Annotated in this window: 21 protein-coding genes, 1 tRNA gene and 1 pseudogene; 8 read left to right on the top strand and 15 right to left on the bottom strand. The window is 64.0% G+C overall.

The annotated features are described in order from the left end of the window. Nucleotides 1-83: 83 nt before the first annotated feature. Nucleotides 84-1,667 carry an alkaline phosphatase D family protein gene (locus B5527_RS41810; RefSeq protein ID WP_079606703.1) on the top strand — a complete coding sequence of 528 codons (1,584 nt, stop codon included), beginning with the start codon at nucleotides 84-86 and terminating at the stop codon, nucleotides 1,665-1,667. Nucleotides 1,668-1,679: 12 nt separating this feature from the next. Here B5527_RS41810 and B5527_RS41805 read toward each other — a convergent pair whose 3' ends face one another. Beyond that, nucleotides 1,680-2,531: a protein-L-isoaspartate O-methyltransferase family protein gene (locus tag B5527_RS41805; protein ID WP_079606702.1), complete on the bottom strand. Its 852-nt coding sequence runs from the start codon at nucleotides 2,529-2,531 to the stop codon at nucleotides 1,680-1,682. A 72-nt stretch (nucleotides 2,532-2,603) separates the two neighbouring features. Next, nucleotides 2,604-2,990 carry a response regulator gene (locus B5527_RS41800; protein WP_079606701.1) on the bottom strand — a complete coding sequence of 129 codons (387 nt, stop codon included), beginning with the start codon at nucleotides 2,988-2,990 and terminating at the stop codon, nucleotides 2,604-2,606. Nucleotides 2,991-3,190: 200 nt separating this feature from the next. Here B5527_RS41800 and B5527_RS41795 point away from each other — a divergent pair, with 200 nt between their 5' ends. The 3 genes from B5527_RS41795 (at nucleotide 3,191) to B5527_RS41785 (ending at nucleotide 7,369) form a co-directional block, all read left to right on the top strand. Continuing rightward, complete coding sequence (locus B5527_RS41795) at nucleotides 3,191-3,958, top strand: Crp/Fnr family transcriptional regulator (RefSeq protein ID WP_079606700.1); 768 nt, start codon at nucleotides 3,191-3,193, stop codon at nucleotides 3,956-3,958. 250 nt (nucleotides 3,959-4,208) lie between these two features. Next, the gene (gene typA / locus B5527_RS41790) at nucleotides 4,209-6,035 is read left to right on the top strand and encodes a translational GTPase TypA (RefSeq protein ID WP_079606699.1); all 1,827 of its coding nucleotides are present in this window, start codon (nucleotides 4,209-4,211) and stop codon (nucleotides 6,033-6,035) included. 95 nt (nucleotides 6,036-6,130) lie between these two features. Then, a complete protein-coding gene (locus B5527_RS41785) occupies nucleotides 6,131-7,369 on the top strand; it encodes a flavin monoamine oxidase family protein (RefSeq protein WP_079606698.1) in 1,239 nt (412 codons plus the stop codon). Between the two features lie 10 nt (nucleotides 7,370-7,379). Here B5527_RS41785 and B5527_RS41780 read toward each other — a convergent pair whose 3' ends face one another. Together B5527_RS41780 and B5527_RS41775 are read right to left on the bottom strand one after the other, a co-directional pair. Further along, nucleotides 7,380-7,787 carry a thiol-disulfide oxidoreductase DCC family protein gene (locus B5527_RS41780; RefSeq protein WP_079606697.1) on the bottom strand — a complete coding sequence of 136 codons (408 nt, stop codon included), beginning with the start codon at nucleotides 7,785-7,787 and terminating at the stop codon, nucleotides 7,380-7,382. A 75-nt stretch (nucleotides 7,788-7,862) separates the two neighbouring features. Further along, nucleotides 7,863-8,795: an alpha/beta hydrolase family protein gene (locus B5527_RS41775; RefSeq protein WP_079607903.1), complete on the bottom strand. Its 933-nt coding sequence runs from the start codon at nucleotides 8,793-8,795 to the stop codon at nucleotides 7,863-7,865. A gap of 278 nt (nucleotides 8,796-9,073) precedes the next feature. Between B5527_RS41775 and B5527_RS41770 the strand changes: the two genes are divergently transcribed. Together B5527_RS41770 and ppa are read left to right on the top strand one after the other, a co-directional pair. Next, nucleotides 9,074-9,583, top strand: coding sequence for a GNAT family N-acetyltransferase (locus tag B5527_RS41770; protein WP_079606696.1), 510 nt, complete (start codon nucleotides 9,074-9,076; stop codon nucleotides 9,581-9,583). Nucleotides 9,584-9,714: 131 nt separating this feature from the next. Further along, on the top strand, nucleotides 9,715-10,245 hold the full coding sequence (ppa, locus tag B5527_RS41765; protein ID WP_079607902.1) for an inorganic diphosphatase: 531 nt from the start codon (nucleotides 9,715-9,717) through the stop codon (nucleotides 10,243-10,245). Nucleotides 10,246-10,377: 132 nt separating this feature from the next. Here the strand turns inward: ppa and folD are convergent, their stop codons facing one another. Genes folD through B5527_RS41750 form a run of 3 tightly spaced genes read right to left on the bottom strand, consistent with a single transcriptional unit; the run spans nucleotide 10,378 to nucleotide 11,911 of the window. Continuing rightward, nucleotides 10,378-11,262 carry a bifunctional methylenetetrahydrofolate dehydrogenase/methenyltetrahydrofolate cyclohydrolase FolD gene (gene folD, locus B5527_RS41760; protein ID WP_079606695.1) on the bottom strand — a complete coding sequence of 295 codons (885 nt, stop codon included), beginning with the start codon at nucleotides 11,260-11,262 and terminating at the stop codon, nucleotides 10,378-10,380. Between the two features lie 16 nt (nucleotides 11,263-11,278). Beyond that, nucleotides 11,279-11,602, bottom strand: a complete 324-nt coding sequence (locus B5527_RS41755) for a DUF167 domain-containing protein (RefSeq protein WP_172842858.1) — start codon at nucleotides 11,600-11,602, stop codon at nucleotides 11,279-11,281. 18 nt (nucleotides 11,603-11,620) lie between these two features. Further along, nucleotides 11,621-11,911: a YggT family protein gene (locus tag B5527_RS41750; protein ID WP_079606694.1), complete on the bottom strand. Its 291-nt coding sequence runs from the start codon at nucleotides 11,909-11,911 to the stop codon at nucleotides 11,621-11,623. A 197-nt stretch (nucleotides 11,912-12,108) separates the two neighbouring features. On the opposite strand from B5527_RS41750, the gene B5527_RS41745 reads away from it, so the two are divergent. After that, a tRNA-Ala gene (locus tag B5527_RS41745) sits at nucleotides 12,109-12,184 on the top strand. A gap of 107 nt (nucleotides 12,185-12,291) precedes the next feature. Here B5527_RS41745 and B5527_RS41740 read toward each other — a convergent pair. The 8 genes and pseudogenes from B5527_RS41740 to B5527_RS41705 all read right to left on the bottom strand — a co-directional run bounded on the left by B5527_RS41740 (nucleotide 12,292) and on the right by B5527_RS41705 (nucleotide 20,618). Then, the gene (locus B5527_RS41740) at nucleotides 12,292-13,104 is read right to left on the bottom strand and encodes an enoyl-CoA hydratase (protein WP_079606693.1); all 813 of its coding nucleotides are present in this window, start codon (nucleotides 13,102-13,104) and stop codon (nucleotides 12,292-12,294) included. Nucleotides 13,105-13,158: 54 nt separating this feature from the next. Beyond that, nucleotides 13,159-13,677 carry a nuclear transport factor 2 family protein gene (locus B5527_RS41735; RefSeq protein ID WP_079607900.1) on the bottom strand — a complete coding sequence of 173 codons (519 nt, stop codon included), beginning with the start codon at nucleotides 13,675-13,677 and terminating at the stop codon, nucleotides 13,159-13,161. Nucleotides 13,678-13,790: 113 nt separating this feature from the next. Beyond that, nucleotides 13,791-14,596: pseudogene (locus B5527_RS41730) on the bottom strand (glutamine amidotransferase). A gap of 107 nt (nucleotides 14,597-14,703) precedes the next feature. Next, the gene (locus B5527_RS41725; RefSeq protein WP_079606692.1) at nucleotides 14,704-15,483 is read right to left on the bottom strand and encodes an SDR family NAD(P)-dependent oxidoreductase; all 780 of its coding nucleotides are present in this window, start codon (nucleotides 15,481-15,483) and stop codon (nucleotides 14,704-14,706) included. A gap of 271 nt (nucleotides 15,484-15,754) precedes the next feature. Next, nucleotides 15,755-16,234, bottom strand: coding sequence for a TerB family tellurite resistance protein (locus B5527_RS41720; protein WP_079606691.1), 480 nt, complete (start codon nucleotides 16,232-16,234; stop codon nucleotides 15,755-15,757). Nucleotides 16,235-16,355: 121 nt separating this feature from the next. Continuing rightward, the gene (locus B5527_RS41715) at nucleotides 16,356-17,765 is read right to left on the bottom strand and encodes an adenylate/guanylate cyclase domain-containing protein (protein WP_079606690.1); all 1,410 of its coding nucleotides are present in this window, start codon (nucleotides 17,763-17,765) and stop codon (nucleotides 16,356-16,358) included. 47 nt (nucleotides 17,766-17,812) lie between these two features. Continuing rightward, the gene (locus tag B5527_RS41710; protein WP_079606689.1) at nucleotides 17,813-19,201 is read right to left on the bottom strand and encodes a cytochrome P450; all 1,389 of its coding nucleotides are present in this window, start codon (nucleotides 19,199-19,201) and stop codon (nucleotides 17,813-17,815) included. 46 nt (nucleotides 19,202-19,247) lie between these two features. Then, nucleotides 19,248-20,618 (bottom strand): hydrolase, encoded by a 1,371-nt coding sequence (locus tag B5527_RS41705; RefSeq protein ID WP_079606688.1) that lies wholly within the window; start codon nucleotides 20,616-20,618, stop codon nucleotides 19,248-19,250. A 166-nt stretch (nucleotides 20,619-20,784) separates the two neighbouring features. On the opposite strand from B5527_RS41705, the gene B5527_RS41700 reads away from it, so the two are divergent. Next, entirely contained in the window at nucleotides 20,785-22,470 is a 1,686-nt protein-coding gene (locus B5527_RS41700; RefSeq protein ID WP_079606687.1) for an MFS transporter, read from the top strand. Nucleotides 22,471-22,524 lie beyond the last annotated feature (54 nt).

Below are 22,524 nucleotides of genomic sequence, written 5' to 3'. Positions count from 1 at the left end.
CGCTGCGTAATGGAACCGTCACATAACCTTCCTAGGTCTGTCAGCGTGATCGCGCATTCTGCTCGCCGATCCAGGAGGCCCGCATGACGATCGAGAATCCCCGCAAAATTCTTCACGGACTTTCCCGCCGCCGTTTTCTTTCCACCGCGGCAGCGACCGGCGCCGGCGCGCTCGGCGCCATCGCGATGCCCTATCTCAGCCGCGCCGCCGACCGGCCGCAAATCACCCACGGCGTGCAATCCGGCGACGTCGGCGCCGATGGCGGCGTGGTATGGGCGCGCGCGGACCGGCCGTCGCAGATGATGGTCGAGGTCGCCACCACCGAATCGTTCGGCAATGCGCGGGCGTTGCCGCCGATCGCGGCGCTGCCGGAAAGCGATTTCACCGCGAAAATGCTGCTGGAAAATCTGCCCGGCGGCCAGGACATCTTTTATCGGGTCAGATTCCGCGACTTCGCGCACACCGATATTTCCAGCGAGCCGCTGGTCGGGCGCTTCCGGACCGCGCCCAGCGACCGGCGCGATGTCAGTTTCGTCTGGGGCGGCGACGTCGCCGGACAGGGCTGGGGCATCAATCCCGACGACGGCGGCATGGTCACCTTCGCTACCATGGCCAAGCACCGGCCGGATTTCCTGCTGCATTCCGGCGACACCATCTATGCCGACGGCATCATTTCGTCCGAGGTGAAACTGCCCGACGGCAAGCTCTGGAAGAACGTCACGATCCCGGAGAAAGCCAAAGTCGCCGAGACGCTCGACGAATTCCGGGCGGCGCATAAGTATAATTTCCTCGACGATAATGTGCGCGCTTTCAACGCCGAGGTGCCGATCTTCGTGCAGTGGGACGACCACGAAGTCACCAACAACTGGTCGGCCTCGAAGCAGCTTCCCGCCAGCTACAAGGAGCGCGACATCACGCTGCTCGCCGCCCGCGCGGCGCGTGCGTTCCACGAGATGTATCCGATGCGCGAAAGCATCGTCGAGCCGGGGCGGGTCTACCGCACCCTCAGCTATGGTCCGCATCTCGACGTCTTCATGCTGGACGAGCGCAGCTATCGCGGCCCCAATGGTCCGAACCTGCAGACCAACTACGGTCCCGACAGCTATTTCATCGGACCGGATCAGATGCTGTGGCTGAAGCGCGCACTGTTGAACTCGCGCGCCACCTGGAAGGTGATCGCGTCCGACATGCCGCTCAGCCTGATTGTCTATGACGACGCCGCCAACCGAAAGGGTTCGGAAGCGTTCGCGCAGGGTGACGGCCCGCCGCTCGGCCGCGAACTCGAGATCGCCGACATCCTGCGCTTCATCAAGACCTCCGGTATTGTCAACACCGTTTGGCTGACGGCGGACGTGCATTACGCCGCCGCGCACTATTACAACCCCGACAAGGCGCAATTTCAGGACTTCGATCCGTTCTGGGAATTCGTCTCCGGGCCGTTGCATGCCGGAACGTTCGGACCGAACGAACTCGACAACACCTTTGGGCCCGAAGTGAAATTCGTCAAGGCGCCCGGCCTCGACAAGCAGAACCTGCCGCCATCGGCCGGCATGCAATTCTTCGGTCACGTCAAGATCGAAGGCGCGACCGGTCAGATGACGGTGACCTTGCGCGATCGCGCCGACGTGGCGCTGTGGTCGACGACGCTCGATCCCAAACCGGGTTAGGGCAGCAACGCACTATGCGTCCGCCGGCAGCTCCGCGGAGGAAAACCACAGCTTCCTGTAAATCGCGACCGCGGTCTCGTCGGGCTCGCGGTCGGAGGTGAGCCAAACCGACCGCGTCGACCATGCCTCGCGCATCTCGGGAATCTTTTTGCTTTCCTCGGCATCGGAGGCCCCGACGCAGGGGATGAACCATGACGGCATCAAGGGCTTCGCGTTGAAGCCAGAGCCAGTACGCGAGATCACGACGGCAAGCCCGACAAGCTCGGTCGGACGCCAGGGGAAAATCATCCGGCCCCGCGGGCGCAGCGCTCTCAGCCAGCCAGCCGGCGGCGCGATCACGCCAGCATTGACGTAGATCAGATCCGACGGCGGCAATGGCAGCCGGGTGGCATCGCCCACGATCACCGATACGTTGTCGAACGGCTGAAGATTTTGGCGTGCCCGGCGCGCCAGAGCCGCGTCGATCTCGAATGCGTTCACGCTGCCGCCGGGCAACGCCAGCACCGCCAGGATGGCCGAATAATATCCGGTGCCCGCGCCGATGTGACAGATCGCGTCGCCGGCCTTCGGCTCCACGGCGCCGATCCAGGCCGCATGCAGAAAAGGCTCGCCATTGTTGATGCCCTTCGCCGTATCGAGCCTGACGAGCACGTTTTGATAGAGAAAGACAGGATCGGCGCTCGGGGTTTCCACGGTGCGTCGGTTGACGCTGATGTGCCATGGCCCGGGTCCGAGAAACGCCTCGCGGCGGACCAGTTCCAACGCCCGCTCGATACGCGGATCGTCCGAACCGCTGGCTGCCGCCATCATGCGCGCAAAGAAGCCCCTGACCTGTTCGAGGCTGGCTCTGTTTTTCCCCGGCATGGCACTTCACACGGCGATGGTCCGTCGTGTCGCAGGATATCAAACAATCCTGCCGGCGACAGGTCCCAAGCTTCAACCGTTCGGACTGCCCGCCAAGCTTCTCAGCATGGCTTCCAGCGCATCCGTCGAACAGGGTTTGGGTAGCCGCGGTATGCGCGCGAGCGCTGCGGGAAGCCTGACATCGACGCCATATCCGGTGACGAAGACGAAGGGTATTTTCAACGCATCCAGCCGCTCGGCAATCGCAAAACTCTTTTCGCGGACCAGCCCGACATCGAGCAGGGCAAAATCCGGCGGCCGATCGGCAATCATTTCGAGCGCCTTCGCGACGCTGCCCGCGGTCCGCACCGTCTTGACCCCGAAGCCGAGAATCGTGTCCTCGAAATCGATCGCGATGATGGGATCGTCCTCGACGATCAACACATCGTCGGGCACGCGGTTGGGAGAGGCGGGTTTCATGATCTCGCCAGGGCAAGGATTAAAGTTGATCGAAGCCGAGCAGAGCCCGGAACGGACCTGCTCTGACGCCTGCAGGCATGCGTCACCGGGTTTCCATATTGGAACCCACCACATCGAACTTCCCTTGTCTGTGCACTTGTGCACACAACAACCGGCATGATCAGCTATGGTGGGAGTCAGGGCGCGAGGGGTATTTCGGGATGGCAGGACGACGCACAAACGCTGCTGACGGCATCGAACGGCCGTTCAACAACCTGTTGCGGCGGCTCAGCGCCGCCGACTTCGCGCTGATCGCACCGCACCTTGTGCACGAAGAGGCCGTCAAGGCCAATGACCTGCTTTACAATCCCGGCGACGATGTCGAGACCGTCCATTTTCCCTGCGGACCGAGCCTTGCGTCGTTCATGGTCGCCAATGAGGACGGCCGCGACGTCGAGACCATCCTGGTCGGCCGCGAGGGCGCCGTCGGCGGTATCGTCAGCCAGGGCTATCTGCCAGCCTATACCCGCATCATGGTCAAGTTCGGCGGACCTTTCGTACGGCTGCGTGTCGCAAAGCTCGACGCGGCGAAAGCCAGATCGGTTACGCTGCGCAACGTCTTCGCGCGTTACGCCGACTGCATGCTCGCCCAGATGTTCCAGTCGACCGCCTGCAATGCGATCCATTCGATCGAACAGCGCACCGCCAAATGGATGATCTCGGCCATGGAGCGCACCGATGGCGACAACGTCGTGCCGCTGACGCACGAGCAGTTGGCGACCCTGCTCGGGGTCGGCCGCAGCTATACCAGCCGCGTGATTCAGACGTTCAAGGCCGAAGGGGTTCTGGAAACCCGGCGCGGTTCGATCCTGGTGCGCAACCGGGAGGCGCTGAAAATGCGGTCCTGCCTGTGTAATGAATCCGTCAAAAACCACTTCGAGGAAGTGCTGCGCGGGGTTTATCCCGCCGAAGGCGCCCACAGCCGCTGAGGCTGAGCCTGGTTTGGCGCTGTTGGCACCAAATTCAGCTAACCAAATTCGAAACAACGCATTGTTTTCCGGCGATTCCTGACTATATTGCGCCGCAACGAGCAAGGTGTGCCCGGTCCTTTCGGCCGGGCTTCCTTTTTGGGCGCCAAGCGCCCTCGAGATTCCAGGTTTTTGAGCGTGATCCGGAAAAGTGGGTCCCGGTTTTCCGGCGAGATCGCGCTCCAGCCATTGTCCGACCAGAAGAAGAGCTATGAAACTTCGCAACGTCGCCATTATCGCCCACGTCGACCACGGCAAGACCACGCTGGTCGATCGCCTGCTGCAGCAATCCGGCACCTATCGCGAGAACCAGCGGGTGGTCGAACGTGCGATGGATTCCAACGACCTCGAGCGCGAGCGCGGCATCACCATTCTGGCCAAGGCGGCGTCGGTGCAGTGGAAGGATACCCGCATCAACATCGTCGATACGCCGGGCCACGCCGATTTCGGCGGCGAGGTCGAGCGCATCCTCAACATGGTGGATGGCGCGCTGGTGCTGGTGGATGCCGCCGAAGGTCCGCTGCCGCAGACCAAGTTCGTCGTGTCGAAGGCGCTCAAGGTCGGGCTGAAGCCGATCGTCGTCATCAACAAGGTCGACCGTCCCGACGCACGGCCGACCGAAGTCATCAACGAAGTGTTCGATCTGTTCGCGGCGCTCGACGCCAGCGAAGAGCAGCTTGATTTTCCGATTCTCTATGGGTCGGCCAAGCAGGGCTGGATGGCGGAGACCCCGGATGGTTCGCACGATGCCGGCATGCAGCCGCTGTTCGACCTGATCCTGCGCCACGTCGCGCCGCCCACCGTCGAAGACGGCCCGTTCCGCATGATCGGTACCATCCTCGAGGCCAATCCCTATCTCGGCCGCATCATCACCGGCCGCATCACCTCCGGCACCATCAAGCCCAACCAGGCGGTCAAGGTGCTGGGCGGCGACGGCAAGCTGATCGAGACCGGGCGGATCACCAAGATCATCGCGTTCCGCGGCATCGAGCGCACGCCGCTGGATGAGGCCGAAGCCGGCGACATCGTCGCCATTGCCGGCCTCACCAAGGGCACCGTCGCCGATACGTTCTGCGATCCTTCGATCGATACGCCGCTGAAGGCGCAGCCGATCGATCCGCCGACGGTGTCGATGTCGTTCATCGTCAACAACTCACCGCTCGCCGGCACCGAAGGCGACAAGGTGACCAGCCGCATGATCCGCGATCGCCTGCTGCGCGAGGCCGAAGGCAATGTCGCGTTGCGCGTCACCGAGGCCGCCGACCGCGATTCGATGGAAGTCTCGGGCCGCGGCGAATTGCAGCTCGCGATCCTGATCGAAACCATGCGCCGCGAAGGCTTTGAACTCAGCGTGTCGCGGCCGCGCGTCGTCCTGAAGAAGGATGACGTGACCGGCGAATGGCTGGAGCCGATCGAAGAGGTCGTGATCGACGTCGACGAGGAACATTCCGGCGTCGTCGTGCAGAAGATGAGCGAACGCAAGGCGGAGATGATCGAGATGCGCCCCTCCGGCGGCCACCGGCTGAGGCTGGTGTTCTACGCGCCGACCCGCGGCCTGATCGGTTATCAGGGCGAACTGCTGACGGACACCCGCGGCACCGCCATCATGAACCGCCTGTTCCACAATTATGCACCCTACAGAGGCGACATCCAGGGCCGCCGCAACGGCGTCCTGATCTCCAACGACCAGGGCGAGGCGGTGGCTTACGCGATGTTCAAGCTGGAAGACCGCGGCCCGATGATGATCGAGCCGGGCTGGAAGGTTTACAAGGGCATGATCGTCGGCGAGCACACGCGCGAGAACGACCTCGAGATCAATATCCTCAAGGGCAAGCAGCTCACCAACATCCGCACCACCTCGAAGGATGAAGCGGTGCGCCTGACACCGCCGATCCGGATGACCCTGGAAAAGGCGCTGGCCTATATCGAGGACGACGAACTGGTCGAGGTGACCCCGAAGTCGATCCGGCTGCGCAAGAAGTTCCTCGACGCCAACGAACGCAAGCGCGCGGAAAAGACCAAGGAAGCGGTGGCGTGAGGCGAATGGCGAATGGGGAGTAGCGAGTAGAGGAGTTTCCGCGTGATTTGGTTTGCTATACCCTGCTTGCTATTCGCCACTCGCCATTCGCTCCCTTGATGTCCCTTCCCTCCGAAGTCGATGTCGCCATCATCGGTGCGGGCGCCGCCGGCCTCGGCGCCGCGCACGCGCTGGAACGCTCCGGCCTCTCGGTGCTCGTGCTGGAAGCGCGCGACCGCGTCGGCGGTCGCGGCCACACCGTTATGGCGGCGCCGAACATTGCCTTCGACCTCGGTTGCGGCTGGCTGCATTCGGCGAACAGGAATTCGTTCGTCGGAATCGCCGAGCAATTGCATTTCGAAATCGACAAGACCCGTCCACCATGGCGCGAGCAGAGTTTTGACGCTGGCTTTCCGCTCAGGGAACGGCTGGACTTCATCAAGGCGCTGGACGCCTTCTACGACCGCGCCGAGGAAGCCGCGAAAAGCGGCCGTGACAGCGCCGCCAGCAGCTGGCTCGATCCCGGAAATCGCTGGAATCCGATGATCGATGCGCTCTCGACCTACATCAACGGCTGCGAACTGGATCGTGTCTCGACCCTCGACATGGATGCCTACGAGGACACCGAGATCAACTGGCGGGTGCGGCGCGGCTACGGCGCGCTGATGGCGGCCTATGGCGCGCTTTGCCCGCTTGCGCTGAACACGCAGGTGACGCTGATCGATCATTCGGGCGCGCGGATGCGGATCGAGACCTCGCGGGGCACGCTCACCGCAGGCAAGGTGATCGTGACGGTGCCGACCAACCTGATCGCCGATGAGGCGATTCGTTTTCACCCCGCGCTGCCCACAAAAGTCGACGCCGCGCGCGGCCTGCCGCTTGGCCTCGCCGACAAGGTGATGCTGGCGCTGGATGAACCTGACGCGCTGCCGAAGGACGGCAACCTGCGCGGCGCCACCATGCGCACCGCGATGGGCAGTTTTCACCTGCGCCCGTTCGGCGAGCCCTGCATCGAAGGCTATTTCGGCGGAAGCTTCGCGCGGGCGCTGGAAGACGCCGGCAGCGGCGCGCTGGCGGCGCAAAGCATCGACGAGATCGCGAGCCTGCTCGGCAATGACTATCGCCGCAAGCTAAAGCCGCTTGCGGAATCGCGCTGGGCGCACGACCCGTTCGCCTGCGGCTCCTATTCGCATGCGCTGCCCGGCCACGCCGGCGATCGAGCCATCCTCGCCGCGCCAGTCGACGGGCGATTGTTTTTTGCCGGAGAAGCGACCTCGGCGAATTTTTTCTCGACCGCGCATGGGGCAAGGGACAGCGGGGAGCGGGCGGCGGGGGAAGTCATCCTAAGTAAATAAAAAGCGTCCGCTAATCCATCACCCGCGCTCTCATCTCCGCATCGGGAACGAAACACGCCTCATACTTCCCGAAAATCCGGTAGCGGTTGCGGGCGACGAGATTGTAGGCCACGTCGCGTAGCGGCTTCGGCACTGGACGCAACACGCGCACCCAGCCCCAGCGCGGCAGTTGCGACAGCACCGTCAGTGCGGCGTCGGATTTGAAATAGGCGACACCGCCATGGATGACGGCATTGGTGTCGGGATCACTGGGGTCAATGCCGAACGCCTGCGCCAACCGCGTGCCGTAACCGGATTGAATCGCCGTGAAGCGAAACCGCCGCTCGCGATCGCGGGACGCCACGAAGCGGATCCAGCGCGAGCAAAATACGCACACGCCGTCGTAGAGAATGACGTCATCGTCCGGCCAGAGAGTCATCGCGACTGGTCTTTGTGTTTCTCGTCATTGCGAGGCGCGAAGCGACGAAGCAATCCATTCTTTCCTTCGACGGCACTATGGATTGCTTCGCGGAGCCTCATCGGGCGCTCGTTCGCGCGACCCGTTGGCTCGCAACGACGGTTTCAGCGCGCGGTCCAGTTCCGGCCCCGCGCTTCTTACGCCGGCCTCCGTCTCCGCCAGCCAGTGGCCCTCGCCGCCGGACGCCGAAAGCACGCGAAAATTCACCTTGTCGCCGCTGCCGCGAAACGCATCGGCCAGCTGCCGCGACAGGTCGGGCGAAAAATAGCTGTCGTTGGCCGCCACCAGCCAGGTCACCGGCACGCGCGCACCGCGGCCGAATTCGGCCGCCGCCGCGATCAGCGTATGCGGCGCGCAAACCTGGTTGGGAAAGTCGTTGGCGCGCCCGCCGCGCCCAGGCGCGAATGCAATGATTGCCGAGACGCCATCCGGATTCCGGCCTGCCAGCGCCAGCGCACCCCAGGCGCCGGCCGAATGCCCGACAATCACCGCGCCGTCGCGCCGGATGAAGGATTGTCCGCGCAGATATTCCAGCGCGGCGGCGATCTCGCTCGCGGTGGCGCGCCCCGAGCGGGAATAGTCGGCCTCGTCGCAGCCGCCCTGGTCTTCGAGGTAGCGTCCGCCGGTCGCGCCATGGCCCGGGCGCTCCGGCACCAGCACGGCAAAGCCCCGCGCCACCAGCCATGCCGACAGCGCGCGATATTCGGGCTGCGGCATTTGCGCGCGACGCAGGACGTTCTGCGTCGAGGCGTGCGCGATCAGCGCCAGTCGAAACGGCCCATCGCCCGGCGGCCGAAACAGCACCGCGTGCGCCGCGGTGGCCGGATCCGGCGACGGGACCAGCCATTGCTGTTCGCGATTCGGCTCGGCTTCGGCGCCTTGCGCGCCCAATGCTGTTTGCGCCGTCGCGCTCTGGGTATTAGCCGCTCCCAGCACAACCAGAGCGAGGAATGCTTTGAACAATCGCATGAATTTGCCTGACTCGATCGCAACAACGGCCTCGGATTCGCCGCGCAGAACAGGCACGGCGAATCAAATCCGGAGCATTTTTTCGTGAGCACGGCCTCGCCGAAAGTCCGGTTCGGGCCGCCGTGACCGGCCAGCCCTCAGTGAGATGCCCATCAGGGCACCTCCCTGTCCTCTTTCGGCACATCCTGATGGCAAAACTGATGCAAAAAATCCACAGGTTAACTGATAATTAACGATGGACCTTGAAGCGGACGCGCCGACTTGCTTTGATTAGAACCATGAGCACAACCCTGATCGAGGTCCGGCCGGCCAAAGCTGCTGATGCAGCCGAGGTGGCGTCCACCCATGACGAAGCCTGGCGCTGCGCCTATCAGGGCATCATTCCCGGTGCCGAACTGGAAAAGCTGATCAACCGCCGCGGGCCGCAATGGTGGGACAGCGCGATCCGCAAAGGCAGCCGCGTCAGCGTGCTGGTGTTCGGCGACAAGGTCGCAGGCTATGCCAATTACGGCCGCAATCGAGCCCGCAGCCTGCACTTCGAAGGCGAGATCTACGAGCTTTATCTGCGTCCCGAGTTTCAGGGTCTCGGCTTCGGCCGCCGGCTGTTCACCGCAGCACGGCGCGATCTGTTGCAGAGCGGACTGAAGAGCATGGTGGTCTGGGCGCTCTCCGACAACGATCCGGCAACGGAGTTTTACCGGGCGCTGGGCGGCCGCATGGTCGCACGCTCGTCGGAGAAATTCGGGCCCAAGTCGCTCGACAAGGTCGCCTTTGCCTGGACCAATTGAGTTCTGGCTGTCATTGCCGGGCTTGACCCGGCAATCCATCATTTCCTGAGGCGGCCTTTGAAAGTGCGATGGATACGCGGGTCAAGCCCGCGTATGACGATTGTGCCAATCTCGCAACGGCGGAGCCATTCATGCGCATTGACGCCATCTCGATCGGGATCGATCCGCCGCGTGAGGTCAACGTCATCGTCGAAGTGCCTGTGGGCGGCGAGCCGATCAAATACGAGATGGACAAGGACGCCGGCACGCTCGTGGTCGACCGGTTTCTCTACACCGCTATGCGCTATCCCGGCAATTACGGGTTCATTCCGCACACGCTGTCGAACGATGGCGACCCCTGCGACGTGCTGGTCGCCAACACCCGCGCCATCGTCCCCGGCGCGGTGATGAGCGTGCGCCCCGTCGGCGTGCTGTTGATGGAAGACGAGGCCGGCGGCGACGAGAAGATCATCGCGGTGCCGTCCTCGAAGCTGACCCAGCGCTACGACAAGGTGCGCACCTACAGCGATTTGCCGGACATCACGCTGCAGCAGATCCAGCACTTCTTCGAGCACTACAAGGATCTCGAACCCGGGAAATGGGTGAAGGTGCTGCGATGGGGCGGGGCCGAGGACGCGCATCAGCTGATCGTGGAAGGCATCGCGCGGGCGAAGGGGAAGTGACGGCGTAGCCGTCATTCCGGGGCGCGAGCGAAGCGAGCGAGCCCGGAATCTCGAGATTCCCCGATGTGCAATTGCACATCTGAGGTCTGGTCCTACGGACCATCCCGGAATGACAAGGACAAAGGCAGCGCGCTACACCCCTGGCTTCGGCAGCCCGTGAATCGCACACGCCGCGCGCAGGGTGTTGACCAGCAGGCACGCCACGGTCATCTGGCCGACGCCGCCGGGCACCGGCGTAATTGCTCCCGCGACGCTCGACGCTTCGGCAAAGGCGACATCGCCGACCAGACGGGTCTTGCCGTCAACGCCGGGCAATCGGTTGATGCCGACATCGATCACGGTGGCACCGGGCTTGATCCAGCCGCCGCGCACCATCTCGGGCTTGCCGACGGCGGCATAGACCAGATCGGCCCGGGCGCACAACTGCGCCAGATCGCGCGAGCGCGAATGCGCGATGGTCACCGTGGCGTTTTCGTTGAGCAGCAATTGCACCAGCGGACGTCCGACCAGGTTGGAGCGGCCGATGACGATGGCGTTCATGCCCTCCAGCGAGGTGTGCACGCTTTTGGTCAGGATGATGCAGCCGAGCGGCGTGCAGGGCGACAGCGCGGCAAAGCCGCCGGCGAGGCGTCCGGCGTTGTTCGGATGCAACCCGTCGACGTCCTTGGCGGGATCGATGGCATTGATGATGGTTTCGGTATCAAGCGATTTCGGCAACGGCAGTTGCACCAGAATGCCATGCACGGCGGGGTCGCGATTGAGCGCTCCGATCAGCGCCAGCAAATCGCTCTGCGCGACGTCGGCGGGCAGGACATGCTCGAACGACGCCATGCCGGCTTCCTGGGTCTGCTTGTGCTTGCTGCGGACATAGACCTGGCTGGCGGGGTCGCTGCCGACCAGCACCACCGCGAGCCCCGGTGTGAGGGCATTCTCGGCTTTCACCCGCGCCACCTCGGTAGCGACGCGGGCGCGAAGCTCTGATGCAATGACCTTTCCATCGATGATCCGGGCCGTCATCTCAATCCTTCATTTGTCATTCAGCCGGCTTCGCCGCAGTCAGTTCTCGCAATGCCTCGCCGAGTTTTCTGGGGTCGCCGGCGACGGCAATCTGCTTGAGGCGCGAGGTCGCACCCGACAGGATCCGCACGTCTGCCTTGGGCACACCGAGCGCCCTGGCGAGCAGCTCCGTCACCGCGCGATTGGCTTCACCGCCGTCGGCAATGGCGCGGACGCGCACCTTGACCACCACGCGGCCATCGGCGAGCGTCTCGAGCCCGTCGATATCGTCGCGGCCACCGCGCGGCGTCACGCGCAGCGCGAGACTGATGCCTTGGGTGGAATAACGCCAAGGATCCATCAGCATCCATGCCTGCAATCAGAATACGGCAGGATAGATGTAATAGGTGATCACCCGTTCGATGAACATGATGATCAGGATCAGGATGATCGGCGAAATATCGAGGCCGCCGAGATTCGGCATGAACGAGCGGATCGGCGCCAGCACCGGTTCGGTGATCCGGTAGAGGAACTCCGCCACCGCCGCCACGAACTGGTTCCGCGTATTGACGACATTGAAGGCGATCAGCCAGGACAGGATGGCGGAGGCGATCAATAGCCAGACATAGAGATCGAGAACGATAAGAACGATATCGAGAACGGCACGCATGGCTGGCTTACTCGGGGGTTCGGTCGCGGATTGGACTTCCTGCTAAATATCGGTTCCCCACCTCCCAAACAAGGGAAGTGCCGGGTAAATGACGCGGAAAACAGCGATTTTCGCCGTTCTTGACTTGACCTTGGCTCGGATTGTAAATGGCGCCGATTGTCAGCCGCCCCCCATTCACGTTGAGGCGGCTCGCGAGAGGGGCCATAGCTCAGCTGGGAGAGCGCGTCGTTCGCAATGACGAGGTCGGCGGTTCGATCCCGCCTGGCTCCACCACGCTTCGCCCTTCGGGCTACGCGTGGCGCAGCCACGCAATGCCCGAAGGACGAAGCGTGCCCGGCATAGCCCGAAGGGCGACGACGGGCCCAAACACCCCCCGAAATCTATTTCCCCGTAAATTTCGGCGGGCGCTTTTCCATGAAGCTCGCCACGCCTTCGCGAAAATCGCTGCCGCGCAACGCCACCGCCATTTCTCGGTTGGCGTCGATGGTCGCTTCCGCCAGCGTCTGGAACGGTACGTCATAAAGCTGCCGCTTGATCACGGCGATCGCGCTTGGCGAGACGAAGTCGGCAAGGTCGCGCGCGTAGGCATAGGTCTGGTCGCGCAATTGGTCGGGCGGATACAGCCGATTGACCAGGCCGATGCGCAGCGCTTCGTCGCTCTGGACCCGGCGCGCGGACATCAGGAGATCGAGCGCATTGGCGTGACCGACAATCCGCGGCAGCATCCAGCTGATGCCATGTTCGGCGATCAGCCCGCGGCGCGAGAACGCGGTCGTGAACACCGTGTTGTCGGCGGCAAAGCGAAGGTCGCAATACAGCGCGTGCACCAGACCGATGCCGGCGGTGGCGCCGTTCAGCATGGCAATAACGGGTTTCGATATCGACGGATAATACGCGTAGCGCGCCTGCCAGTCGGGCCTGCGGTTCATGTCGAACGGCGGCACGCTTTCGGCCCGCCTGATATCGTTCGGATCGAGCCCCTTTAAGCTTTCCATGTCCGCGCCGGCGCAGAAGGCGCGCCCCGAACCGGTCAGCACGATGACGCGCACATTGTCATCCGCCGCCGCGGCCTCCATGGCGTGGCGCACATCGCGTTCCATGATCGGCGTCCATGCGTTCATGCGGTCGGGCCGGTTCAGCGTGACGGTCGCGATCTTCTCGCTCACATCGTAAAGTATGTGCTGATAGGTCATCTGCGATCTCCCTGCGCTCGCTGCCGTCGCCAGCGACAACAAGTCGTTCTTGCTTTACGCTTTCAGGCCCTTGGCCTTGGCGCGCGACCCTTTTGGCCGCGCCAGAAAATCCAGTGTTTCCGGCCGCTCCCTGAGCCACCCGGTCCAGCGCCGGAACACCTTGGTCATGCGCTCGGGCTCGACGCCGAGCTGCGCCATCGCCACACCGCCGTTCACGGACTCACGATATTCGGCGATCAGGCCATCGCGCACGATGAAGCGGCTCATGCCGTCGATCACGACGGGCTGGCCTTTGAACTGCTCTATCTTCGAGGTGAAGCTCGACAGCGACCACGCATATCCCGTTTCGCCGTCGAAAACGGGATCGAACATCTCCCACCGATAGTCGGCCGCGTCGCGGTGAAACAGGTCCTGCATCATGCGCGCGATGTCGGCACGGCCACTGTGCGCGCCGTAGATGTAGTCGTAATAAATCGCGTCCTCGGTAAAATGTCTCGCGAAGCGCGGGCCGTCGCCGGATTCCGCCGACAGCGTGAGGTCATTGAGCAGAGCTGCGAATTCGTCGCCGGTCATGTCGCCTCCCTCGCACTTGCTGCTTGAGCGCAGGCTTGTCCGGGCCGACATTATCACATCTGCAAATTTGGAAAGAGCTTGAGAACCGCCGCAGAGGAACCGCATCGCAGTCGTTATTCCGCGGCTTCCGCCATCACCTGCAACGGCGCTCTGGCCAGCCAGCCGTCGATGAATTGCTTCAGCCAGGCGCGCTCGGTGACGTCATGCACGGCGCGATCGGCGAAGTGGTGGTGGCGTGGCCGCGCGCCGGGCAATTCGAGCCGCGCGTGGTCCAGCGATGCATCATCGCGTAGGTCACGTCGGGATGAAACTGGAAGCCGAAGGAATGCTCCAGGCGAAACGCTTCCACCGGGAAGTCGCTGCCCTCGGCCAGCAACTCGGCGCCATCGGGGAGTTCAAATCCCTCGCGGTGCCAGTGGTAGACATGATCCGGCCAGTGCGGGCAGATCGCGAGCCCCGCGGGCGTGGGGCGGATCGGGTAGTATCCGATCTGGGCGCGACCTTCCGGATGCGGCGCAACCCGTGCGCCGAGCTGCATCGCGAGCATCTGGGCGCCCAGGCAAATGCCCAGGAACGGCCGCTGCTCGCGAAGCGGCACGGCGATCCAGTTGATCTCCCGGCGAACGAAATCATCGGGATCGTTGGCACTCATCGGACCGCCGAAAATGACCCCGCCGGCATGGCCATCGAGCGTTTCCGGAAGCGGATCGCCAAAGCGCGGACGCCTGATATCGAGCCCGTATCCGAGCGCCCGCAACGCATTGCCGATGCGGCCCGGCGTCGAGGTTTCCTGATGCAGGACGATCAGTACCGGCAGTAAAGGCTCGGCGGTTGAGGGCCCCCCAGCGTCACCCTGGACCCCTCCGGGAGGAAGATGCAGCGCGGCTTTGGCGTTGGCTTTGCCCGACTGAAACGACATCGACTTTTCTTGCTGCGGCGATCAGGCCGGAATCATAGCTAAGGGATCGTTAATTTCCTCTTAGTAGAAGCAAATGGCGGGCCAAAAACGGGCTCCCGACCGCTTTATCAGCGCTTCCGCAATTGAAAACGGCCGACCGCCGCCAGGATAAACCCGCGCGGAAACAGCCGCAGCAGGAACGGCACAATCTTGATGCCGAGGCCGGGCAGCACCGCCCGCTTGTTCGCCATCAGCCCGCGGTACCCTGCCTGAGCGACCTTGGCTGCGCTGACATTCAGGATCGCGGAATCAAATCCGGGTTCGAACCCCGCCCGCCGCTGAAATTCCGATGGCACCGGACCCGGGCAGAGCGCGGTCACACGCACGCCGCGAGGGGCGAGTTCGCCGCGCAGCCCTTCGCTGAACGACAGCACATAGGCCTTGGATGCATAATACACCGCCATGCCCGGCCCCGGCAGAAACCCCGCGATCGAGCCGACATTGAGGATGCCGCCGCGATGCCGGATCAGCTGATCGGAAAACCGCAGCGACAGATCGGTCAGTGCGCGAACGTTGGTGGCAATAATGCCGAGCTGTTCGGCGCGGTCCAGTTCGATCGCATTGCCGAACAAACCGAAGCCCGCATTGTTGACGACGTATTCGACTTCCAGCCCTGCGGCGGCCAAAACAGCGGCGATCTTGTCGCAGGCATCCGGCTGTTCGAGATCGCACGGGATCACGATCGGCGCAGCGCCGCCGGCCGCGGCGATTTCGGCGGCCAACGCCGTCAGGCGATCCGTGCGTCGCGCCACCAGGGCGAGGCGATGGCCGTTCGATGCGAAAACGCGGGCCAGTTCGGTGCCGATACCCGCCGAGGCACCGGTAATCAGCGTCACACGCTCAGTCACGATTCAATGCTCTTAAATAAATTTTCCACGATCTGCGGCCAATGCTTTCGACGAGAGCATAGGCATTAGAGGGGATGCAAGTCACCTGCAAGCATATCGGCGTGGTCAAACGCACCGTGCTGTGAAATCGAACAGCTGCAATGGGGCTAAACGCGCCGGTCAGCGGCTAATTATCGGGGGACATTAAAATTTCGTCATGTCCGGCGCCGTGCAATCGACGGCTCGAAATGCCCGTCCGCGGCGTGTCAGATTGACGCGGCGCAGGCCAAACTCAGCTGCCTGCGACCGGCGCGGATTGCCTGCCGGCAATCCGATGCTTGAGTTCAATCCGATCGCGTGAAGACACGCCCAACAGATCGGCGGCGCGCCAGACCACGTTATCCTCGAACTCGCTGACCTGGCCGTCGGCAAAGGCCAGCTCCCACATCATCTCGACGATGCGGCGTCGGCCTTCCTCATCCACCGAACGCATGATGACGCTGGTGAAATGATAGAGATCGACGGCCTCGCCCTCGACCAGCATGGCCGACGCGATCAACTGATCCGCCGTGCCGGGATCAAGCCCGAAACGGCTTTCGATCAGGCTGTGAAGCTTGCGCTTTTCATTGTCGGAGGGTTCACCGTCGATCGAAATGACGTGAATCAGCAGCGCCGTCGCCGCCAAACGATACCCGGTATCGTCAAATCTCCGATCTGCGTGCGCCGCGGGGGAAACAACGTCGGCGATGAATTGGCGTAGTCCGTCCAGCATCACTTCCTACCGAAATCTTGTGGGTCCGTTGGCCGCCGAATCGGCGTATCGCCAATATATGGGTTGGAAAATCCGCCTGCGCCATCCCTGTTTCAGCCGCGAGCATTACGTTTAGGCAATCTCAGGGGATCTCATAGACGACCATCTTGTCGGCAATGCCGCGCAGCGCCGCCTGCTTTTGAATCGGCGTAATCGCTTCCTTGTCCAGGATGGCGGTCACGGCGGGGGCGTCGATCACCGGTCCCGTGATGTGGATCGCGTGCGAGGTCGACAGGCCCTGAACCCTGGCTGCGATATTGACGGTCTGACCGAAATAATCCTGCCGCTCGTTGAGCATGACGGCGAGGCACGGGCCTTCGTGGATGCCGATCTTGACCACGAGATCCTTGGTACCGCGCTCGGCGTTCAGCGCCTCCATGGCCGCGCGCATCCGCAAGCCCGCGGCCAGCGCATGCTCGGGCTTGATGAAGGTTGCCATCACGGCATCGCCGATCGTCTTCACCACCGCGCCCTTCTCGGAAGAGATGATCTCCAGAAGGGCGTGGAAATGCGCGCGCACCAGATCGAATGCGGCGAGATCTCCGACCCGCTCGTACAGCGCGGTGGAGCCCTTGAGATCGGTGAACAGGAACGTCAGCGACGTTATCTTGAGGCGCTGATCGATGTTGAGATTGTCGGCCTTGTAGACGTCGCGGAAGGTCTGATTGGTCAGCATCCGCTTGGCGGTCAGGAACGGTTTGCGCTTGCCGATCAGGCGATGGAGCGCATCCGCCGCGATGAAGACCGAGGGCAGCACCCGCACGTCGGTCTGGTTGTCGAGCGACAGCCGCAGCGGTCCCGGATGCAACGTCATGGTTCCGACCGGCGCCTGTATCTTGTTGTAGATCAGCGACAGCTGCTGACGCTCCTTGGTCGGCTCGCCCTGCACATCGATGAATTGCGCGGCATGCGTCACCGGCTCGAATACGATGATGAATTCCGCCGGCAGCTGCAGCGACAGCAGCGCCTTCTCGTGCGGCGGCAATTCGAGCGCATCCAGCACCACCTCGTCGGTCAGCGACGCGAACGATTCCGAGTTGAGATCGACGCCCGAACTCCAGAAGATCTGCTTGAAATATTCCCAGATCGGCAGCGCGTTGGGATCGTGCGCGGCGATGCGCCTGACCCGGGAACTGACGGTAAAGGCCACCTCGACCTGCTCGTCGACGGAGGCCTCATAGCCGCAGGCGCACAGCCCGCAATGATAGTCGTCGTGACGCAGCGACTTCAGGGTCGAGTGGGCATCGAGTACGCCGCCGCAGCCGGGGCACAGCACGTTCCAGGTGAGATCGAACAGCCCGAGCCGCGATGCATGCAGGAAGCCGGAAATCACACGCTCTTCGTCGAGCCCGGTCCGCGCCGAAAAATCCAGAGCGTTGATCCGGTTGAGTTCGTGGTCCTCGCCGGTTTCGATCAGCTCGCGGATCGCATCGGCCACCTTGGGATCGGCGGTCTGCCTCAGCACCGAAAACTGGGCCTGGCTGTCGCTCATCCCCGCAGTTTAGAGCAGATTACCACCGCGTCCAAATGACGGTTTTGTCAGCGGCGTGCGATACGGAACATTGGCGAGCGATCTGGCTGCGTCGTTACCACGCCGATCGGCATGATCGGCTCCTTGTCGAGCAGTTCGACGCGAAAGGCGCCGATCAACTTGGCCAGCGCCAGGGTTGCTTCAACCAGAGCAAAATGCGCGCCGATGCAGACCCGCGCGCCGACGCCGAACGGCAGGTAGGCAAAGCGATCCGGCGGTGGCGTGCCCGCCATGAATCGCGACGGGATGAAGGCGTTCGGATCGCGCCACAGCTTTTCATGCCGGTGCAGCAGCCACGGCGCAATCAGGATCACGTCCTTCTTCCTGACCGGCAGGCCTGCGATCGTATCCGGCGAAGCGGCGGCGCGCGCGATCAAAAACGCCGGCGGGTAGAGCCGCATGGTCTCATCGACCACCGCACGGGTAAATTTCAGCCGATCGAGATCGAGCGCGCCGTCGACGGTTGCGCGCTGCACCTCAGCGGCCAGTTCGTGCTGGCTCGCGGGATCGAGCGCGAGCAGATACAACGACCAGAACAGCGCGGTCGCGGTGGTTTCGTGGCCGGCGAGAATCATGGTCGCGACCTGATCGCCGAGCTGTCCGTCGCTGAAGGATTCGCCGGTTTCGGGATCGCGCGCGGCGACCATCAGATCGAACAGATCGCGCGGCGGCGCATCTTCGTTCTCGCCGGCGGCCCGGCGTTCGGCCATCAGCATGGCGACGAATTGCGTCCATCGCTTGCGGAACCGGGCGCGGGAGAAATCCTGCGGGCTGGGCCAGTTCAGCGGCAGCACCAGATCGAGGAAATGCGGCCGCGCCAGCCGCGCGCCGTACTCCATCACGAAGTCGCGCAATACCGGACCGTGACGGCCCATGCCGAACGAAAACATCGTGCGGCCGGCGATTTCGAGTGTCATCCGTTGCATCGCCTCGCGCAGATCGACCGGCTCGCCGACCGTCGCTTCGAGCTTGGCTACCGTTTCTTCCGACACCGCGATCATGTGTGGAACCAGCGACGCCACCGCGCGCGGCGTGAAGGCCGGCGCCAGCGTTCTGCGCTGGTGCTTCCAGGCACGACCCGCTGATATCAGCAGGCCTTCGCCAAGCACCGGCCGCAACACCCGGATGCCGGCTGGCGTTCGCGTGTAGTTCTCGTAATTGTCGACCAGGACATGCCGGATCGCGTCGGGCGTATTGAGAATAAAGCTGCTGTGCCCGAAGAAGCGGCCCTGGATGATTTCTTCCTCGTAAGCGCGCTGCCCCCAAGTTGCGATCACGCTCTGGCGCATCACCGCCATCCGCCCGAACATGTTCATGGTGTCGGGCGCGCGCGGCGGGCTGGGCGGCACCAGCGGCCGGCGCGTGACCGGGATGCCGGAGGCTTCAGCTATGCTCATTGACGACCTCGCGACACGAAATCAGCCCCTGTTCCCGAACAGTAAGCTATGAGGTCAATTCGGCCACCGCAATTCTGTCCTCCGAGGCCGGCCACGCCTGCGCAACGATCCGTTCCTCGTTGAATACCGCCGTCACCGGGCGCCCGGCCTCCGCGGCCGAAAGCCGCAGCGTACTGATTGAATCGGTCGGCACGCCCGGCTTCACGTCGGTCGGCTCCTTGCCGTCGAACACCACCACATCGCGCGGCAGGCCGAAATAGCCCCGCGGCCGCGACATCAGGACGACCGCGCCGGCGCCGGCGTCCGCGGTTCCCAGCGGGCGCGCGGCGCGAAGGTGCACGATATCGGAGGAGCGGGGAAACGGCGAACGGTAGAAATGCGTGGTGGTCGAGCCGGCCGATGTCAGCACCATCTCGAGGTACCAGGATGGATCGACCTTCGCCGGACCCCAACGCCCGTCGGCTGCGGTCTGCGAGGTGTGGATGGCGCCGCCGATGCGTTCGCCGGTATCGGGGGAGACGCGGAACATTTCCACCGATGCGCCGGCCACCGGCCGGTTGGTTGCGACGCCGCCCGGCGTAGCCGTCACCAGGCCGCTTAGTTTCACCTCCGCTTCCGGCACAATCGCGATCCGGTCCGGTTCGCGCCCGGCGATGAATTTATAGATCTCGCGGAACGCGCGCGGATGATACGCGGTCTCGCGATGATCGACCGCACCGAGCACCAGATTGGTCGCGCCCTTGAGCGCCGGTCCCTCGAAGCTGATGCCGGTCGGGGTCCCCGGCTTGCCGAGAATACGGCCATCGGGTTGCGCGTATTTGTCCATGTTGTCGCTGCGCAAGGTCAGGAACGAGGTGCCCGGCGTTACCTCGCTCTCGCCTTCATTGAGCCCGCGCAGGAAAGCGCCGCGGCCGTTGAACTCGCTGCCCGGATTGGCGTCCCAATCGAACACGCCGTGGTTGGGCACGCCGCACAGGACGGCGTGGCTGACATCGCCGCCGCCACCGTTCCTGATGTAGCTCCGGATCGGATAACCGCCGCGCGAATTGCCGACGAGGGCGACGCGCGCAGCCCCGGTGCGGCGCTTCAATTCCTTGATGGCATCGGTGAGTTCGCGGAGTTGATCCTCGGTTGAGGACTTGTTCGGCTCCGGCTTGGCATCGTCGGTGCGCGCTAAGGGGTCGGTGAAATTGATCGCCGACATCCGTTCGCGCGCAACCCCGTTGGATTCCATTCGCCACAGGGTGGTCATCCACAACGCCGCCTGCTCGCCATTGCCATGGGCAAAGAGGATCGGCGGAACTTCCGGTGCGCCCGGGACGGCGGCTGTTTGCGCAAAGGCCGGGAAACCGAAGCCGCCGGCCGCCAGAGGCAAGGCGCCGGCAGCTTTCAAAATGGTCCGCCGCGATAGTCTCATTTCATGGCCCTCCTCATGGCCCTCCCCGTTATTTTTCAGCGGATTAACCGCGCCGCGGCACCGCTAATACTGGTCTAACCACTGGACAGCCAAGGACTTTCGCGGGCATCACTTAGACCGCAGGGGAATCAGGGGCCGGCCGCCACCGGCACCAACGGAACCGACCATGACCGAACAGCCGCAACGTCAGACGTTTGCCGCCGACGGCGTCACCGCCCCACTGCGGCATCCGGTGTTCCGGCGCATCTGGCTGGCCAGCCTGCTCTCCAATCTCGGTCTCTTGATCCAGGGCGTCGGCGCCGCCTGGGCCATGACGCAGATGACGTCGTCGGCCGACAAGGTCGCGCTGGTCCAGACCGCCTTGATGCTGCCGATCATGCTGATTTCGATGCCGGCCGGCGCCATCGCCGACATGTATGACCGCCGCATCGTGGCGCTGGTCTCGCTGTCGATCGCGCTCACGGGCGCAACCGCGTTGTCGGTGCTGGCGTGGCTCGGCCTCGTCACGCCCGAAATCCTGCTGACGTTCTGCTTCGTGGTCGGCAGCGGCATGGCGCTGTTCGGACCGGCGTGGCAGTCCTCGGTCACCGAGCAGGTTCCGACCGAAACATTGCCATCCGCGGTGGCGCTCAACGGCATCAGCTACAACATCGCGCGCAGTTTCGGTCCGGCCATCGGCGGCATTGTCGTCGCTTCGGCCGGCGCGGTCGCGGCCTTCGCCGCCAACGCGGTGCTCTATATCCCGCTGCTGGTCGTGTTGTTCCTGTGGCGCCGCACCAGCGCGCCGTCGCGGCTGCCGCGCGAGCGTCTCAACCGCGCCATGGTGTCGGGCGTGCGCTACATCGCCAACTCGCCGTCGATCCGCATCGTGCTGGGCCGCACTCTGGTGACCGGCCTGATCGGCGGTTCGGTGTCGGCGCTGATGCCGCTGGTGGCGCGTGACCTCCTGCACGGCGGCGCGCAGACCTATGGCATCATGCTCGGCGCCTTCGGCATGGGTGCGATTATCGGCGCCTTGAACATCGCCGAGGTGCGCAAGCGGATGAGCGGCGAGGCCGCGGTGCGCGCCTGCACGCTGTGCATGGGCGGCGCCATCATCGCGGTGGCGCTGAGCGGGGAGCCGGTACTGACCGCGGCGGCGCTGGTGGTCGCCGGCGCGGTGTGGATGCTGGCGGTCGCCCTGTTCAATATCGGCGTGCAGCTGTCGGCGCCGCGCTGGGTCGCGGGCCGCTCGCTGGCGGCGTTCCAGGCTTCGATTGCCGGCGGCATCGCGATCGGAAGCTGGGGCTGGGGACGCCTGACCGACGCCGCCGGCGTGGAAACCGCCTTGCTGGTCTCCGGCGCGCTGATGTTTGCCTCGCCGCTGTTCGGATTGTGGCTGCGGATGCCGCCGGTCGGCGCGCGCAACGAGGACGCCGAGGTGCTGGCCGATCCCGAGGTGCGGCTGATGCTGACCGGGCGCAGCGGACCGCTGGTGGTCGAGATCGAGTACCGCGTCGATCAGGACAACGCCCGCGCCTTCCACAGCGTGATGCAGGAAGTGCAGCTCAGCCGGCAGCGCAACGGCGCCTATGGCTGGTCGATCGCGCGCGACATTGCCGATCCGGAATTGTGGACCGAGCGCTATCATTGCCCGACCTGGCTCGATTATCTGCGCCAGCGCAACCGCTCGACGCAATCCGACCGCGCGCTGCATCAGCGCGCCCAGAGCTTTCATCTCGGGCCCGATCCGGTGCGGATCCGCCGCATGCTGGAGCGGCCGTTCGGATCGGTGCGCTGGAAAGAAGACACCCCCGACCGGGCCGCCCGCGAGGTGCTGCCGATCGCCACGGCGGCGGGCGGGAGTACGTAATCTCTTGGATCGTCATTCCGGGGCATCACCCAGCGATGAACCCGGAATCCAAGG

The sequence above is a fragment of the Bradyrhizobium erythrophlei genome (assembly GCF_900129425.1).
GTDB lineage: Bacteria > Pseudomonadota > Alphaproteobacteria > Rhizobiales > Xanthobacteraceae > Bradyrhizobium > Bradyrhizobium erythrophlei_C.
This window is presented reverse-complemented; position numbering and strand designations above follow the sequence as displayed.